Here is a 15,979-nt window from a genome sequence, read left to right as displayed (position 1 = left end):
ATGCGCAGAGCGACCTGGAGCGGACTCGACGGCCGGGCGGTGGCGCGCGGCCGGCGGGCGCGCCCAGGCGAGTCGGTAGAGGCGACGACCGCCCTCGCCGAGCAGCCGCCGGAAGCCGAGGCGCCGACCCCGCCGGCCCCTCCCGTCTCCGAATCGACGAGCTCGTCCACCGACTGACCGCGCGCCGACGCGGATCACTCCTCCCGCCCGCGCTCCCGCTTGAGCGCGCCGCGCGCCTTCTTGGCCGTCAATCGACGCTCCCTGGCGGCCGCCGTCGGCCGGGTCGGCCGTCGCGGCCGCGGCGGCACGGCGGCGGCGGCGAGCAGGGCGCGCAACCGTTCGAGGACCAACGCCCGGTTGCGCGACTGATCGCGCGAGGTCGCGCACGAGAGCACCAGCACCCCCTCGCCGGTGACGCGGTTGGCGAGCTGCGCCAGCGCCCGCTGCCGCACCCGCTCCGGCAGCGACGGCGAGCCGCGCAGATCGAAGCGCAGCACCGCCTTGGAGGCGACTTTGTTGACGTTCTGCCCGCCGGGTCCGCCGGCGCGCGCGTAGCTGAGCTCGATCTCCGCCAGCGGCACGGTGATCGACGAGGTGATTCGCAACGCCTCCATGGGCCGGAGGATAGCGCATGTCGGCACGGAGGTCGGAGGGGCAGGGCAGGGGCAGATGGGGGACCTCCAGGGGGGACCGCGCGGGGGCGGTCGACACGAGTGTTGGATTTCGTGGACCGGGCCTGGCGGGCGGGTTACGAGCACGGGTCGGCCGCGCCATGACCCGTACCGAACGCGTCTACTACCTCCTCACCTGTGTCTACCGCATCGCCTGGTCGGCGCTCGGGCCGACCTACGGGCTGTTCCTGCTCGACCGCGGCCTCGATCTGCTGCAGCTCAACCTCGTCCTGGCCGTCTACCTGATCACCATCTGCCTGTTCGAGGTGCCGACCGGCGCGGTGGCCGACACGTTCGGCCGCAAGGCGTCGTTCCTCCTGAGCTGCCTGATCCGTGCCGCGGCGTTCGCCATGTACTACTGCTCCGACACCTTCGCGGCGTTTCTGGTCGCCGAGGTGATCGACGCCATCGGCACCACCCTCGCCACCGGCGCCTTCGACGCCTGGGCGGTCGACGGCGTGCACGCCGAGGGCGACCGCCGTCCGGTGGACCGCCTGTTCTCGCGCGGTCAGATGCTCGGTCAGGCGATGGCGATCCTCGGCGGGCTCGGCGCCGCCCAGCTCGCCGATCGCGACCTGGCGCTGCCCTGGCTGATCGGGGCCGGCGGCTTCCTGCTGTGCGCCCTGCTCGGCGCCGCGCTCATGCGCGAAGCGCGGCCGCCGCGCGCCGCCCACGCCCCCGGCTCCTACTCGCTCGCCGCCGCGATCGGCGAGGGCGTGGAGATCGTCCGCGCCGCGCCGCTGCTGCGCCAGCTCTGCCTGCTGACGGCGCTGACCTCGTGCGCCACCATGCCGGCCTTCCAGCTCTGGCAGCCGCGGCTGAGCGGCTTGTCGGGGCAGGGGCCCTGGCTGATGGGCTGGGTGTGGGCGTTCCTCGGCGTGACCTCGATCATCGGCAGCGCCGCCGTGCCGCGCCTGCTGCCGCGCCTCGGCCGCGCCCGCACCCTGGCGCTGGCCGTCGCCTGGCGCGCCCTCACCCTCGGCTGCGCCGGCGCCGCGACCAGCTTTCCGCTCGCCTTCGTCGGCTTCCTGCTGCAGGAGGTCGGCTTCGGCATCAGCGAGCCGGTGCTGCAGGCCTGGATGAACGAGCACGCCACGGCCGCGCGGCGCGCCACGGTGCTGTCGATCCGCTCGATGGCGTTCACCCTCGGCGGCGGCACCGGCCTGATCGCGCTCGGCTGGCTGGCGCGCGAGACCGACATCGGCCTCGCCTGGATGGTGGCGGCGGCCATCTACCTGGTCAGCGTGCCGCTGTTCCTGGCGCTGCCGCGGCCGAGCCCGCAGCCGCTCCAGTCGGCCTGAGCCGGGCGCCGTTTGCCGCTCGGCGACGCGGGGTCGTCGCTCGTCGGGTTCGCTCGCCGGCTCGCGCCCGCGCCCATCGTCGCCGGCGCGGTGGCAGGAGTCTTGCGTGATGCCCTAGCAGTTCGATGGGCATGACCACCCAGATCGGCGTCGATGCGGAGGCCCTGCAGGGCCAGTTGCGTTCGGTGTTCGCGCGCGAGGCGGCGGGCAGCCTGGCGCGGGTCGAATCGCTGCTCGGCCGGCCGTTGGCGCCCGATGCGCCGGCCGTCCTCGAGGCGCTGTTCCGCGAGTTCCACACCATGAAGGTCGGGGCCGCGGCCGCCGGCTACAGCCACGCGGCGCGGCAACTGCACGATGCCGAGTCGCTGCTCGACGCCGTGCGCGGCGCCGGAATCGGGCTGCAGGAGACCGACGAGCTGCACGCCCTGCGCCGGGTCGTCGAGCGGGTGCGCGGCGAGCTGTCCGACCCGGCGCCGGTGGCCGGCGAGGCGGCGCTGACGCTGCGGGCGCTGGCGCCGCTGCTGGTGCGCGCCACGGCGACGGCGGCGGCCTGCGAGCGCAAGCTGGTGGCGCTCGACGTCGGCGGCGGCAGCGTGGTCCTCACCGGCGACACCGCCGGCGGGCTGCGCGGCGCCCTGCTGCACCTGGTGCGCAACGCCGTCGCCCACGGCATCGAGACGCCCGCCGAGCGCCACGCCGCCGGCAAGCCGCGGGTCGGCCGCATCCTCGTCGCCGCGCTGCGCGAGCCGGCGCGTCTGTGCCTCAGCGTCAGCGACGACGGCCGCGGCCTCGATCGTCCGGCCATCGCCGCCGCGGCGCGCCGCGCCGGCCTCGGCGGGCGCGCGGAGGACGTCGTCCTCCAACCCGGCTTCTCCACCCGCGAACGCGCCGACGCCCTCGCCGGGCGCGGCGTCGGTCTCGACGCCGTGGCCTGCGCCATCCGCGCCCTCGGCGGCACCGTCGGCATCGAGTCGCGCGACGGCCAGGGGTGCGCCGTGCGCCTGGAGATCCCCGAGCGGTAACCGTCCGTTGAACAACAGGCGGCGCCGCGAGGGCGAGGGATCGTGCGCCAGATCGAGGCGCCGAACCGGAGGCAAACCGGTCGGTTTTGTCGAGGATCCGGCAACGAAGAGCTGGCGCACAATCCCCCCGCCCGCAGTAGCCGACCCGTTCTTCAGCGGGCGGGTAAGCCGCGCCGCCCGCCGTGCGCCGCTCCGGCCCCTGTGGTACCCCCGCCGCGATGGCCGAGGAGCTGCGCGGAGGCGATGGGCTGGTCGTGCGCGTCGACGACGACGGGGCGGTGCGCGTCGGCTGGGGCGAGCCCGACTGGTTCGGTCCCGGCCGCCTCAGCCTCGCCGGCGCGGCGCCGCTGCAGGCGACTGCGCTGACTCGCGCCGACGGCGCCGACGCGCTGGGCGCGTTCGCCGCCGTCACGCTGTGCTGGCCGCCGACCGCGCCGGTTCTGCGCACCGCGCTGCGCGTCTACCGCGAGCGGCCGCTGGCGATCTTCCGGCTCGCCGCGCCGGAGGGCATCGCCGGCGGCGCCAGCGGTCCGTTCGCGGTGCCGCGCGTCGCCTGGCCGGCCTTCCAGCCGTTGCAGCGCGCCGTCGATGGCGCGCCGGCGGGGGCGCGCACCTACGGACACCAGTGGGCCGAGTTCGCGCTGCCGGTATTCGGCGATGCCGACGGCGGCGGCTTCCTCTTCGCGCCCCACCGCCCGGCGGTGGTGTCGCCGCTGCTGCTGATCGCCGGCGATGGCCGCACCCTGCTGCTCGGCGCGCTCGACACCTTCCACGAGCAGATCATCGCCGTGCCGGGCGACGCCGAGGCGCTGGCCGACGGCCTGCGCTGCGGCTGGCACGGCGATCTCGAGCACGCGCCGCCCGGCTTCGCCAGCGAGCTGGCGTTGTGGGCGGCGCCCTCGCCGCGCGCCGCGCTGACCGAATGGACCGCGCTGCTGCGCCAGCGCGCCGGCACCGTCCGCCCGAGCCGCTACGCCGATCCCGGCCTGGCGCGCCTCTCCTACTGGACCGACAACGGCGCCCACTACTACTACCGCACCGCGCCGGGCGCCGATTACCTGACTACCCTCGAGCGCGCCGTCGCCGACTGCGAGGCGCGCGGCCTGCCGATCGAGCTGGTGCAGATCGACTCCTGGTTCTATCCGCAGGAGCAGCCGCGTCCGGTCAGCGAAGCGGGCGCGCCGATCGTGCCGCCGAGCGGCATGCTGTGCTGGGAGCCGCGCTCGGATCTCTTTCCCGACGGCTTCCGCGACCTGCGCGCCCGTCTCGGCCGCCGGCCGCTCGCCTTCCACAGCCGCCACTTCGCCAGCGCCTCGCCGTACTTCGCGCGCCACGCGGCGTGGGTCGACGGCGCCTACGCCCATCCGCGCGGCCCGGAGCTGGTCGACCAGATGCTGCGCGCCGCCGCCGACTGGGGCGCCGCGACCTACGAGCAGGACTGGCTGGTCGAATCGTTCTTCGGCGTGCGCGGCCTGCGCGCCGGCGCCGGCCGCGCCCGCGAGTGGCAGGAGGCGCTCGACGCCGCCGCGTCGGCGCACGGCCTGACGCTGCAATGGTGCATGGCGACGCCGGCGGACTTCCTGCAGTCGGTGACGCTGCGCCACCTGACCTCGATCCGCACCAGCGGCGACTACCGCTACCTGTTCGACAACGGCCTCAACTGGGTGTGGTTCCTGCACGTCAACGCGCTGGCGCGCGGCCTGGGGCTCAACGCCTTCAAGGACGTCTTCCTCTCCGACCGCGGCGCCGAGCCGCATGCCGAGGTCGAAGCGCTGCTCGCCGCGCTCGGCGCCGGCCCGGTGGGCATCGGCGACGCCATCGGCGCCGCCGACCGCGACCTGGTGCGGCGCACCTGCCGCGAGGACGGCGTGCTGGTGAAGCCGGACGCGCCGTTGGCGGCGATCGATCGCTGCTTCCTGCGCCATGGCCACCTGACGCCCGCGTTGCTCACCGGCGAGACCCTCTCCCAGCATGGCGCGCATCGCTGGGTGTACGTCGCCACGCTGCACGCCAGCGCGCAGCGCCAGGCGCTGTCCGACACCATCGCCCTCGCCGATCTCGGCGCGGCGCGCCCCACGGGCCCGGTGATCGCCTACGACTGGCGCCGCGGCACCTGCGCCCGCCTCGCCGCCGACGGCGCCTGGACGGTGGCGCTCGACTTCCAGGACTGGGACTTCCGCGTGCTGTGTCCGCTGCTGCCCGGCGAGCGCGCGCTCATCGGCGACGTCGCGCGCTACGCGACGATGGGCGACCGCCGCATCGCCGGCGTCGCCGCCAGCGTCGACGCCTTGGCGTTCGACGTCATGGGCGTGCCGGGCACCACGGCGGAGGTGCACGGCTGGGCGCTGCACACGCCGCACAGCGTTCGCGCCACGGGCATCCGCGGCGACCGCGCGCTGCCGCGCGTCGCGCCGGCCGTCGGCCAGGGCGCCGCCGACGTGTTCTCGCACGACGCGTCCGGCCGCTGGGTGGTGCGGGTGGTGATCGACGCCGCCGGCAGCGCGCGCGTCACCCTCGCCTGAGCGCGGGGGCGCGCACGTTCCGCGGCGCGGCGCGCCCCCGCATGCGCCCCGCTGCGGCGAATCGTTTTGACGCTTCGCCGTCGCGCGCGTCGCGCCGCCGGGCAGGGCGGCGCCCGCAGGGTTCATGGCATGCAATTCGCTGCCCGGATGACCGGCCATGTGGGGAGACGCGGGCACGCGGGCATCGGTGCGACTGTCATGGGCGGTCGCGTGCGTGCTCGCATGCGCGGCGCCGGCGACGGCGACGACGTTCGTGCGCATGGACGCGCCGCAGCTCGCCGCGCGCTCGGACGTCGCGGTGGTCGCCACCGTGCGCGAGGTCGCCACCGTCGGCCTCGAGAACGGTGCCGCGGTGACGCGCGTCGTGCTGCTGCCCGAGCAGGTGGTGCTGGGCGCCGTGCCCGCCGGGCCGCTGGTCCTCGACGAGCCCGGCGGCCGCGCCGGCGGCCGCGTCGAGCGCATCTTCGGCGCGCCCGAGTACCAGCCGGGGGCGCGCGTGCTGGCGTTTCTCCAGCACACCGCCGGCGGCACGCTGCGCACCACGGGCATGGCGATGGGCAAGTACGACCTCGCCGCCGACGGCACCGCCATCCGCAGCTTCGGGGACGTGCTGCTGCTCGATCCCGCCGACGCCGCGCCGATTCCGCCATCGGCCGGCGAGCGGCTGGCCGACGTGTTGGGCGGGCTGGCGGCGAAGGCGATCCGGCCCGCGGCGGCCGCGCGCACGATCGCGGCGCGCGTGCCGGCGCCGCCGGCGGCGCCGTTCACCTACCTCGGCGATCCCTCGCGCTGGTTCGAGGCCGACGCCGGCCAGCCGATCCGCTTCCTGATCGACGGCCGCGGCGACGCGGCGCTCGGGCGCGCGGTGGCGCTCGATGCCGCCGCCGACGCGCTGGCGACGTGGAGCAGCATCGACGGCGCCTCGTTGCTGCTCGAGGACGGCCTGCTCGACGCGCCGGCGTCGTTCGCCGGCTGCGACGGCGCCAACCGCGTCGTCTTCGACGATCCGTTCGACGAGATCGACGATCCGGTCGACTGTCGCGGCATCCTCGGCATAGGCGGCTACTGCTACGCCGACGAGCGCCGCGACGTCGGCGGCGTCGAGTACCGGCGCATCCGGGTCGGCAAGGCGACCATCGCCAACGGCTGGGGCGGCTGTCCGCAGTGGACCGCCTGCAATCTCGCCCAGATCGTCACCCACGAGCTCGGCCACACCGTCGGACTCGGCCATTCGCCCGACGAGACCGCGACCATGTCCGGCACGGCGCGCTTCGACGGCCGCTGCGCGGCGCTGGCCGCCGACGACCTCGCCGGCGCGCGCGCCATCTATCCGGTGCCCGACACGCCGACGCCGACAGTCACCCGGACGCCGCCGCCGAGCGCGACGGCCACCGCGCGGCCGCCGGCCACCGCGACGGCGCGCCCGCCGACCCGCACCCCGTCGCCCGCCGGGGCGCGCGGCATCCGCGGCCGCATCACCTACTACGGCAGCGGCCTGCCGGTTCCCGGCGCGCGCGTCCGGCTGCGCGGCGCCGGCACCGCGATCGCCGTCACGCAGGGCGGCGGCGACTACGGCGTCGACGACCTCGCCGCCGGCGCCTGGACGGTGGAGCCGCAGAAGACCGCCGATCCCAACAGCGGCGCGATCACCGCGCTCGACGCCGCCATCGTGTTGCAAGCCAGCGCCGGCGCGCGGGCGCTCGATGCCGAGCACCGCATCGCCTGCGACGCGACCGGCAACGGCAGCGTCAGCCCGCTCGACGCGGCGCGCATCCTCCAGCTCGTCACCGGCGCGATCCCCGCGCTGCCGGCGCGCGACCTGTGCGGGTCGGATTTCGTCTTCTTTCCCAGCCCCAGCAGCGCCCCCAACCAGGAGCGCATCGCGCCGGCGCTCGACGTCACCGGCTGCCGCGCCGGCGCCCTCAGCTACGCGCCGCTCACCGGCCAGCTCGCCGGGCAGAGCTTCCGCGCCGCGCTGATCGGCGACTGCGACAGCAGTTGGCAGCCGGCGGAGGCGCGTAGCGCCGAGCCGCTGCTGGCGCCGGCCGGGACGGCGCTGCAGGTCTCGCCGCCGCGCCGCCTCCCGGGCGGCCGCTGGCGCGTGGCGGTGGGCCTGTCGGCGCCGGCGAGCGCCAGCGCGCTCGAGGTCGAGCTGCGCTACGACGGCGCGCAACTGCTGCCGACGCGCGTCCGCACCGCGCACCTCGGCGACGCGGCCCTGGTCGATTTCACCGCCGAGCCGCCGGGACGCCTGCGCCTCGCGCTGGCGAGCGCGATCCCGTTGCCGATCGACGGGCGGGCGCTGCTGGTCGTCGACTTCACCGCCGCCGGCGACGCGGCGGTGACCGGCCGCAGCGTCCGCGCCTGGAGCGCGCGGATGGACGACCGCGTCATCCCGATCGCGCGCTAACCTCGATGTGACACGAACAAGCTCACCACGGAGGCACGGAGACACGGAGGGTACCGCGTCGGGATGGCTGGTCGGTGGGAATCCGTACGGTCATTGCTGGTGGGGTCGGGATTCCGGTCCGGTGCCCCTCGTGCTCCGGGCTGTTCCGCGTCTCCGCGTCTCCGCGTCTCCGTGCCTCCGTGGTGAGAGTTCTCTTGTCCAGTTCCTGAGCGGAGCGCGGAGAGGCGCGACCTCAGGCGTTCGCCGACAGGAACGCGGCGACGCGCCGCGCGGTCGCGTCGGGATGGGCGAGCAGGAAGTGGTGCCCGCCGGCCACCGTCTCGAGGATCACCGGCGGCAGCGCGGCGGTGAGCGCGGCGCTCTGCGCGGTGCCGACGACGGTGCTGTCGCGGCCGCGCAGGAAGAGGGTCGGACAGCGGATGCGCGCCGCGACCGGGAGCAGGTCCTCCACCCGGCTGCCGTCGAGCGCCAGCACGGCGCGGTCGAACGCCATCATCCAGCGTCCGTCCGGCCGTTGGCGCACGGCGTCGGCGGCGAGCTCGGCGCGCACCGCCGGCGCGACGTCGGCTTCCGGCGGCGTCAGCCGGAAGGCGGCCATGGCCTCGGCGCGGGTCGGGTAGTGGCGCGGCGGCGCGTCGCTGGCGCGGGCGCCGCGCCAGCGCTCGGCGCGTTCGCGCGGCACGGCGCCGAGGCGGGCGTCGAGCAGGGCCAGCGCGCGGATGCGCTCCGGATGGTGGGCGGCGATCCAGGCGGCGACGCGGCCGCCCATCGAGTGGCCGACCAGGTCCACCGGGCCGGCGCCGACGCGGTCGAGCAGGGCGAGGCAGTCGGCGGCGAAGTCCTCGATCAGGTACGAGTCGCGGTGATCGCTGGCGCCGTGGCCGCGCAGGTCGGGGGCGACGACGTGGTGCGTCGCCAGCAGCCTCGGCGCCAGGCGCCGCCACCACCCGGAATGCGCGCCGGCGCCGTGCAGGCAGAGCAGCGGCCGGGCGCTCGGGTCGCCGCAGCGGCGCACGCGTAGGCGGGCGCCGTGCGCCAGCGCGACGACAGTGCTCCGCGGCGTCGCGTCGGTCACGGCGGCGGCCCGGCGGCGCGCGTCTGCTGGCGCGGATCCAGCACGTCGCGCACGGTGTCGCCGATCAGGTTGACGGCGAGAATGAGGCCGAAGAGCCCGGCGGCGGCGGCGCTGAGGTTCCACCAGACGATCGGATCGCGCGCCAGCTCGTCGCGCGCCTGGTCGATCATCTGTCCCCAACTGCCGTCGACGCCGATGCCGAGCCACGACAGCGTCGCCTCGGTGAGCACCAGGCGCGAGAAGAGCAGCACGAGCGTGATGACGACGAGATGCATGAGGTTGGGCAGGACGTGGCGGGTGAGGATGCGCCAGTCGCTGGCGCCGAGGGCGCGCGCCGCCGCGACGTAATCGAGCTCGCGCAGCTTGAGCGTCTCGCCGCGCAGGATGCGCGCCATGCTGACCCAGCCGGTGACGCCGAGGGCGATGCACACCTGCACGGTGCCCCGGCCGAGCGCCATCACCAGGGCGATCAGCAGCAGCAGGGTCGGGATCGAGGAGATGGTGCTGATGAGGAAGAACACGGCGTCGTCGACCCGGCGCCCGAAATAGCCGGCCCCCATGCCGGCGGCCAGCGCCAGCGGCACGACCAGCAGGCTGGAGAAGCCGCCGATGAGGAGGGCGACGCGGACGCCCTTGAGCGTCTGCAGCAGCACGTCGCGGCCGAGGATGTCGGTGCCGAGCAGGTGGCGTCCGGGAAAGCGCAGCGGCTCGCCGCCGTAGAGCTCGCGGTCGGCGAGCGGCGCGGAGTAGCTGCGCTCGCGGAAGTCGAGCGGGAACAGGCGGTCGATGATCGTCCGCGGCGTGTGGGCGGCGACGAGGTCGGCGTGGGCGGCGCCGCGCCCGCCGCCGATCCAGGCGACCGAGTCGAGGAGGCCGATCGCCACGTAGAGCGCCGCGGCGAGCAGCGCCCAGCGGCGGCGGCGCCAGAGCGCGGTCGCCAGGCCGCGCCAGCTCGGATCGCGGCCCAGGCGGCGGACCAGCAGGCCGGCGGCGATCAGCAGCGCGGCGACGGCCGCGTTCGAGAGGTGGTGCGCCTCGATCATGTCATTCCAGGCGGACGCGCGGGTCGGCGAGCGCGTAGGCGACGTCGGTGGCGAGCTGGCCGGCGATGAAGAGCAGGGCGCCGATGTAGACCATGACGCGCAGGGTGGCGAAGTCGTTGCCGTTGATCGCCTCGACGGTCATGGTGCCGAGGCCCGGGATGCCGAAGAACGATTCGAGCAGGATCGAGCCGGTGAACAGGAACGGGATCTCGATCACCACGTTGGTGATGATCGGGATCAGGGCGTTGCGCAGCACGTGGCGCCGCATCACCTGCCCCGGGGCGCAGCCCTTGGCGTAGGCGGTGCGGACGTAGTCGCGGCCGCGCTCCTCGAGGAACACGGCGCGGTAGTAGCGCAGCTCGGGACCGAGCGAGGCGAGGACGCCGATCAGCACCGGCATGGCGAGAAAGCGCGCGATCACCGCCGGCGCCGGGTCGAAGCCGGAGATCGGGAACCAGCGCAGCACCTTGCCGAGCAGGTACTGGCCGCCGACGATGTAGAGCAGCAGCGAGACGCTCATCAGCACCACCATCGCGACCAGCGTCGCGCGGTCGAGCAGGGAATCGCGCAGGTAGGCGACGAGCAGCGCCAGCGCGATCGCCAGCAGCAGGCCGATGGTGAACAGCGGCACGGTGAGCGCCAGGCTCGGGCCGACGCCGCGCCGCAACCGGTCGCTGATCGGCGCGTCGTCGGCGTCGCTGCGGCCGAAGTCGAAGGTGAGCATGCGCCGCAGGTGGTCGGCGAGGATGGTGTCGAACGGCGCCGCCGGATTCCACGCGCGCGGCCGCAGGTAGCCGTGGTTCGCCTTCCACTGCTCGATCGCCTCCGGCATCGCCTTGTCGCCGAGTGCCTTGCGCGCCACGTCGTCGGGCGTCGCGACGAGGAAGAAGAGCACGAACAGCAGCAGCAGCACGCCGAGCACCGTCAGCAGGCCGAAGGCGAGGCGGCGGAGGAGGTAGGTCAGCATCGACGCGCGCCGGTGGGGCGGGTGGGGCGAGCGGCGGCACCGCCGGCGGCGCCGCGTCGTCGGTCGGGCATCATCCGCGCCGGCGCCGCCGCACGCTGGGCACGATCGCGATCGCCACCAGGCCGAGCAGCACGTACGCCGGCCAGCGCACCGGGCGGTTCCAGGCGAGGCGCAGCGCGGCCCGTGGGCCCGGAGCGAGGTCCCAGTACTTCATCGCCGGCAGGCTGAGCGACGGCGGCTTGACGTTGGCGAGCCAGCCGTGATGCGCGCCGTAGTCCTCCGGATGGTAGAGCTCGATCCACGGCCGTTGGCGCTCGCTGATGGCGCGCATCTCGGCGATCAGCGCCGCCCGCTCCGGGCCGTCCTCCAGGCCGCGCATGCGGACGAAGCGCGCGTCGTACTCCGGGTCGGCGAAGTTGGCGGTGTTGGGGCCGCCGCTCGCCCGCCGGCCCATCGGCCCGTAGAGCAGGAAGAGGAAGTTCTCCGGGTCCGGGTAGTCGGCGATCCAGCCCCAGGTGAAGAGCTGGTAGGCGCCGCGCCGCACCTTGTCCTGGAACTGGTTGTAGTCGGTGGCGGCGACGACGACGTCGAGCCCGATGCGCTTCCACGACTCGACCAGGAACTGGAACTGCAGCAGGGCGCGGGCGGTGGTGTTGTGGACGTCGAAGGTGATCCGCAGCGGCCGGCCGGTCGCCGGATCGATGCCGTTCGGGTAGCCGGCGTCGGCCAGGCGCCGCGCCGCGCGTCCGAGGTCGGGCTGGCGGAACGGGTTCCGGTAGGCCGCGTCGTAGCCGAAGATGCCGGGCGGCAGCGGCGACTGCGCCGCGATGCCGCGGCCGTTGCTGAACAGGCGGAGGAATTCGTCGCCGTCGATCGCCAGGCTCATCGCCTGGCGCAGCGCCTCGCCGCGCGCGCCGGCGGCGGCGCCGAGCAGCGGGTCGTCCATGTTGAAGCCGACGTAGTAGACGCCGGCGGTCACCGTCTTCTCGAGCCGCAGACCCATCGCCCGCATCGCCGGGGTGAGGGTGCCGTGCTGCACCATGCGGTCGAAGCTCTCGGTGATGATCGGCGAGGTGTCGTAATAGCCCTGCATGAACTTGATGAACGCCGGCACCAGCTCGGGATCGCGGCGCAGCTCGATGCGATCGACGAAGGGAAGGGGGCGGCCGACCATCGCCGGGTCGAGCAGCCCGTCGGCGGCGTCCTGCGGCTCGCCGCGGTCGGGATACACCGCGCCGGGGGCGCGCCACTCGGGATGGGTGATGCCGTACCAGTTGTCGTTGCGCTCGAGGACGATGCGGTTCAGGCGGTCGTAGTGGCCGAGGCGGAAGGGGCCGGCGCCGACCGGGTGGTCGGCGAGCGGCGGCCGGCCGTCGCGGCCGTCGTAGGCGGCGACCGCCTCCCAGGCCATCGGCGCGGTGAACGGCATGGCGAACCAGTAGACGATCTGCGGATAGGGCTGGTCGAGCTCGATCTCGAGGGTGAGCGGGTCGAGCGCGCGCACGCCGGCGATGCCGCCGAGCGCCGCGTACTGCTCGTGCGCCGGCCGCGCCGCGAACGCCGGGTCGACGCGCGCCGCGCGCAGCCGCTCGGAGAAGTCGCGGAAGCCGCGCAGGCGGGCGAAGGTGTCGATCACCGGGCTGCCGACGTCGGGGTCGGCGATGCGGGCGAGCGCGAAGGCGACGTCGGCGGCCTCGATGCGGCGCGTCGTCTGCCCCCCGCCGCCGCGCGCGAAGCACGGGTCGTCCTGGAAGCGCAGATCCGGGCGCAGGCGGAAGGTGTAGGCGACCCGTCCCTCGGGCCGCGCCTCGCCGTGCGGCACCGCCTCGGCGAGCCCCGGGATCAGGCGGTACGGGCGATCGAGGTAGTGGTACTCGAGCAGGGTGTCGAAGACGTTGCCGGTGATGACGTGGTCGATCACCGTGTACGAGACCTGCGGGTCGAGGGTCTTGGGCGGCGCCTGGAAGGCGACGTAGACGATCTTCGCGGCCGCATCGGCCGATGGATAGGGATCGTTGGTGCAGCCGTTCGCGCCCAGCAGCAGCGCGGCGAGCCAGGCGGCGAACGGGATCGTGGCGCGGGCCGGCGCAATCATCTAAATGGTGCGCCTATGGCGCAGACGTTCGACGGGTACAAGCGCATCCTGCTGCCGATCGACTTCTCGGATCACTGCACGCCGGCGGCGATGCAGGCGGCGTGGCTGGCGGCGCGGTCCGGCGGCGTCATCCATCTCGCGCACGTCGTGGTGAACCCGCTCGACCCGATCTACGAGCCGGACGCGGTCGAGCACTGGGTGGTCGTCGAGCACGCCAACGCCAAGGCGCGGGCCCTGCTGGAAGGCGTCGCCGGCACCTGCCTGCCGCCCGAGACGCCGCGCGAGCTGCACATCCTCGGCGGCGATCCCTACGCCAAGCTGATCGACCTGGCGCGCGTCCTCGCCGCCGACCTGGTGGTCATGTCCACCCACGGCAGCAGCAACCTCGCGCAACTGGTCATGGGCAGCGTCGCCGAGAAGGTCGCGCGCCACGCCACCTGTCCGGTGCTGCTGGTGCGGGCGCCGCGGTGAGCGGCCGGGGTGGGGGCAGGGGCGCCCACCCCCGCGTTGCGGCATGCGTTCGCTCCACCTGACCGCCAATCGCCTCCGCCATCACCTGCTGGAGTGGGGGAGCGGCGACCGGGTGGTGCTGCTGCTGCACGGCTTCCTCGAGCACGCCCACGTCTGGGAGCTGGTGGCGCCGCGGCTGGCGGCGGCGGGGCTGCACGTCTACGCGCCCGACTGGCGCGGTCACGGCGATTCCGAATGGGTCGGCGCCGGCGGCTACTACCACTTCGCCGACTACGTCGCCGATCTCGACGGCATCGTGCTGGCGCTCGGCGGGCGCGCCGCGCTGGTGGCGCACTCGATGGGCGGCAACGCCGCGCTGCTCTACGCGGGCACCGCCCCGGAGCGGGTGGCGGCGGTGGTGTCGATCGAGGGGCTGGGACCGCCGGACGTCGATCCCGCCGAGGCGCCGCCGCGCTACGCGCAGTGGCTCGCCGACCTCGCCCGCGCCACGGCGCGGCCGCGCCCGCCGCTCGCGCCGGCGGAGGTGCGCGGCCGGCTGCGCGCGCGCTATCCGCGGCTGTCCGAGGCGGCGCTGACGCTGCTCGCCGAGCACGGGACGCGTTCCGCCGGCGCGGGTCGGGCGTGGAAGTTCGATCCCCTGCACCAGACGCGCTCGCCGCAGCCCTACTACGCGGCGCAGGCGCGCGCCTTCTGGCAGCGGATCGCCTGTCCGGTGCTCTACGTCGAAGGCGACGACAGTTGGGTGCGGTTGGCGGATCTCGCCGAGCGCCTGGCGGCGCTGCGCGCCAGCCGCGCCGTCATCCGCGGCAGCGCCCACCACCCGCACCTGGAGCAGCCGGAGGCGCTGGCGGAGGTGCTGGTGCCCTTCCTGCGCCGCCTCTGAGCGCCGCCGCTCCCGCGACGCGGCGCCGGACGGGCAACGCCGCGTGTGGCGGGCTCAGTACGCGCCGCCGAGCTTGCGGTGGTCCCAACTCGCGATGCGCGCCGGCCGGACGATGACGACCGTGCGCTTCTGCGCCATCATCTTCGCCGCCTGCGGGACCATGTCCTCCGGCATCTCGGGGTTGTTGCGGCGCAGGATGTGGGCGGCGTAGCGCTCGACCGCGATCGGATCGTCGACCAACTCGGCGTGCCCGTTGATGGAGACGCCGCGCAGCTCGTCGTAGGTGGTGCCGTCCTCGACCAGCACGGCGATGCGCGGGTCGCGCCGGAGGTTCACCACCTTCTGCGACTTGGTGAACGTCTCGAAGACGATGGCGCCGTCGACCACCGCGAACCACAGCGTGGTGAGCTGCGGCGTGCCGTCCTTGTTGAGGGTGGCGACCTGGAGACTCTTGCGGCCCTCGATGAACGGCCAGAGCTCCTCGTCGGTCATGCGGATCGCGTCGCGTCGCTTCGGCATGAGCGCTCCCTATCGCGTCCGTTTTCGACCGCCAAGCGCGCCGGCCGCGGCGGCGCGACGGAGGCGCGGCGGGGGAGCGGCGGATCGGGCTCCCAACGTGGTAGGGGGCGAGAGGGAGGAGGCGATGAGCCGCGCATGGGACATTGAAGGCAAGGTCTGCGTCGTCACCGGGGCGACCTCAGGCATCGGTCGGGTCACGGCGCTCGAGCTGGCGCGGCGCGGCGCGCACGTCGTGCTGACGGCGCGCTCGCGCGAGAAGGGCGAGCCGGTGGCGGAGGCGATCCGGGCCGCAACCGGCAACGCGCGCGTCGAGGTCCATCCGCTGGAGCTGGGCAGCCTGGCGCGGGTGCGCGAGAGCGCCGCGGCGCTGCTGGCCCGCGACCGGCCGCTCCACGTCCTGATCAACAACGCCGGGCTCGCCGGCCAGCGCGGTCTGACCGAGGACGGTTTCGAGCTGCAGTTCGGGGTCAACCACCTCGGCCCGTTCCTGTTCACGGCCCTGCTGCTCGACCGCCTGCGCGCCTCGGCCCCCGCCCGCGTCGTCACCGTCGCCAGCAAGGCGCACGTCGATGCCAAGCAGGGCATCGACTTCGCCGCGGCGCGCCGGGCGACGTCCTCGCTGACCGGGCTGCCGGAGTACGCCGTGTCGAAGCTGGCCAACGTCCTCTTCTCCAGCGAGCTGGCGCGGCGCCTCGAGGGCACCGGGGTCACCACCTATGCCCTGCATCCGGGCGTGGTGGCCACCGACGTCTGGCGGCGCATTCCGGCCCCGGTCGCCTGGGTCATGAAGCGGTTCATGATCTCGTCGGAGGAGGGCGCCGCGACGACGTTGCACTGCGCCACCGCTCCCGCCCTCGCCGCCGAGAGCGGGCGCTACTACGACGATTGCCAGGAGCGCGCGCCGAGCCGGGTCGCCCGGGACGCGCACCTGGCGCGCGAGCTGTGGGCGCGCAGCGAGCAGATGACCGGGTGGTCGTCCGCCTGACGGGCGCGCCGTTGC

General features: G+C 74.7%; 14 protein-coding genes. 8 read left to right on the top strand and 6 right to left on the bottom strand.

Features of this window, described 5'->3' with window-relative positions; all coding sequences use genetic code 11:
- Window positions 1-177, top strand: coding sequence for a hypothetical protein (locus tag KF840_19065; GenBank protein ID MBX3027013.1), 177 nt, complete (start codon window positions 1-3; stop codon window positions 175-177).
- Between the two features lie 17 nt (window positions 178-194).
- On the opposite strand, the gene arfB is transcribed toward KF840_19065, so the two are convergent.
- Window positions 195-614 carry an aminoacyl-tRNA hydrolase gene (gene arfB, locus KF840_19060; protein ID MBX3027012.1) on the bottom strand — a complete coding sequence of 140 codons (420 nt, stop codon included), beginning with the start codon at window positions 612-614 and terminating at the stop codon, window positions 195-197.
- Window positions 615-772: 158 nt separating this feature from the next.
- Between arfB and KF840_19055 the strand changes: the two genes are divergently transcribed.
- The 4 genes from KF840_19055 (at window position 773) to KF840_19040 (ending at window position 7,926) form a co-directional block, all read left to right on the top strand.
- The gene (locus KF840_19055; protein MBX3027011.1) at window positions 773-1,972 is read left to right on the top strand and encodes an MFS transporter; all 1,200 of its coding nucleotides are present in this window, start codon (window positions 773-775) and stop codon (window positions 1,970-1,972) included.
- Window positions 1,973-2,103: 131 nt separating this feature from the next.
- Window positions 2,104-2,994, top strand: a complete 891-nt coding sequence (locus KF840_19050; protein MBX3027010.1) for an Hpt domain-containing protein — start codon at window positions 2,104-2,106, stop codon at window positions 2,992-2,994.
- Window positions 2,995-3,212: 218 nt separating this feature from the next.
- Window positions 3,213-5,516 (top strand): hypothetical protein, encoded by a 2,304-nt coding sequence (locus tag KF840_19045; protein MBX3027009.1) that lies wholly within the window; start codon window positions 3,213-3,215, stop codon window positions 5,514-5,516.
- Window positions 5,517-5,730: 214 nt separating this feature from the next.
- Entirely contained in the window at window positions 5,731-7,926 is a 2,196-nt protein-coding gene (locus KF840_19040; protein MBX3027008.1) for a matrixin family metalloprotease, read from the top strand.
- Window positions 7,927-8,158: 232 nt separating this feature from the next.
- Here the strand turns inward: KF840_19040 and KF840_19035 are convergent, their stop codons facing one another.
- The 4 genes from KF840_19035 to KF840_19020 form a co-directional block, all read right to left on the bottom strand.
- Window positions 8,159-9,001 (bottom strand): alpha/beta hydrolase, encoded by an 843-nt coding sequence (locus tag KF840_19035; protein ID MBX3027007.1) that lies wholly within the window; start codon window positions 8,999-9,001, stop codon window positions 8,159-8,161.
- On the bottom strand, window positions 8,998-10,044 hold the full coding sequence (locus tag KF840_19030; GenBank protein MBX3027006.1) for an ABC transporter permease: 1,047 nt from the start codon (window positions 10,042-10,044) through the stop codon (window positions 8,998-9,000). The genes KF840_19035 and KF840_19030 overlap by 4 nt, the downstream gene beginning before the upstream one ends.
- Window position 10,045: 1 nt before the next feature.
- Entirely contained in the window at window positions 10,046-11,011 is a 966-nt protein-coding gene (locus KF840_19025; GenBank protein ID MBX3027005.1) for an ABC transporter permease, read from the bottom strand.
- 70 nt (window positions 11,012-11,081) lie between these two features.
- Window positions 11,082-13,106, bottom strand: a complete 2,025-nt coding sequence (locus tag KF840_19020; protein ID MBX3027004.1) for a peptide ABC transporter substrate-binding protein — start codon at window positions 13,104-13,106, stop codon at window positions 11,082-11,084.
- Window positions 13,107-13,121: 15 nt separating this feature from the next.
- Between KF840_19020 and KF840_19015 the strand changes: the two genes are divergently transcribed.
- Both KF840_19015 and KF840_19010 read left to right on the top strand, forming a co-directional pair.
- Entirely contained in the window at window positions 13,122-13,577 is a 456-nt protein-coding gene (locus tag KF840_19015; GenBank protein MBX3027003.1) for a universal stress protein, read from the top strand.
- A 43-nt stretch (window positions 13,578-13,620) separates the two neighbouring features.
- Window positions 13,621-14,460, top strand: a complete 840-nt coding sequence (locus KF840_19010; protein ID MBX3027002.1) for an alpha/beta hydrolase — start codon at window positions 13,621-13,623, stop codon at window positions 14,458-14,460.
- A gap of 54 nt (window positions 14,461-14,514) precedes the next feature.
- Here KF840_19010 and KF840_19005 read toward each other — a convergent pair whose 3' ends face one another.
- Window positions 14,515-14,979: a TIGR03618 family F420-dependent PPOX class oxidoreductase gene (locus KF840_19005; GenBank protein MBX3027001.1), complete on the bottom strand. Its 465-nt coding sequence runs from the start codon at window positions 14,977-14,979 to the stop codon at window positions 14,515-14,517.
- A gap of 124 nt (window positions 14,980-15,103) precedes the next feature.
- On the opposite strand from KF840_19005, the gene KF840_19000 reads away from it, so the two are divergent.
- Window positions 15,104-15,964 (top strand): SDR family oxidoreductase, encoded by an 861-nt coding sequence (locus KF840_19000; GenBank protein ID MBX3027000.1) that lies wholly within the window; start codon window positions 15,104-15,106, stop codon window positions 15,962-15,964.
- Window positions 15,965-15,979 lie beyond the last annotated feature (15 nt).

The sequence above is a fragment of the bacterium genome (genome assembly GCA_019637795.1).
Taxonomy (GTDB): Bacteria; Desulfobacterota; Binatia; order HRBIN30; family CADEER01; genus JAHBUY01.
The sequence above is the reverse complement of the archived record's forward strand: the minus strand, read 5'-3'. Positions and strand labels throughout refer to the sequence as shown.

Excerpts from the sequence above, each read along its gene's own strand:
- KF840_19065 (MBX3027013.1), top strand. The coding sequence starts at position 1 with ATGCGCAGAGCGACCTGGAGCGGACTCGACGGCCGGGCGGTGGCGCGC.
- arfB (MBX3027012.1), bottom strand. The coding sequence starts at position 614 with ATGGAGGCGTTGCGAATCACCTCGTCGATCACCGTGCCGCTGGCGGAG.
- KF840_19055 (MBX3027011.1), top strand. The coding sequence starts at position 773 with ATGACCCGTACCGAACGCGTCTACTACCTCCTCACCTGTGTCTACCGC.
- KF840_19050 (MBX3027010.1), top strand. The coding sequence starts at position 2,104 with ATGACCACCCAGATCGGCGTCGATGCGGAGGCCCTGCAGGGCCAGTTG.
- KF840_19045 (MBX3027009.1), top strand. The coding sequence starts at position 3,213 with ATGGCCGAGGAGCTGCGCGGAGGCGATGGGCTGGTCGTGCGCGTCGAC.
- KF840_19030 (MBX3027006.1), bottom strand. The coding sequence starts at position 10,044 with ATGATCGAGGCGCACCACCTCTCGAACGCGGCCGTCGCCGCGCTGCTG.
- KF840_19025 (MBX3027005.1), bottom strand. The coding sequence starts at position 11,011 with ATGCTGACCTACCTCCTCCGCCGCCTCGCCTTCGGCCTGCTGACGGTG.
- KF840_19020 (MBX3027004.1), bottom strand. The coding sequence starts at position 13,106 with ATGATTGCGCCGGCCCGCGCCACGATCCCGTTCGCCGCCTGGCTCGCC.
- KF840_19015 (MBX3027003.1), top strand. The coding sequence starts at position 13,122 with ATGGCGCAGACGTTCGACGGGTACAAGCGCATCCTGCTGCCGATCGAC.
- KF840_19010 (MBX3027002.1), top strand. The coding sequence starts at position 13,621 with ATGCGTTCGCTCCACCTGACCGCCAATCGCCTCCGCCATCACCTGCTG.
- KF840_19005 (MBX3027001.1), bottom strand. The coding sequence starts at position 14,979 with ATGCCGAAGCGACGCGACGCGATCCGCATGACCGACGAGGAGCTCTGG.
- KF840_19000 (MBX3027000.1), top strand. The coding sequence starts at position 15,104 with ATGAGCCGCGCATGGGACATTGAAGGCAAGGTCTGCGTCGTCACCGGG.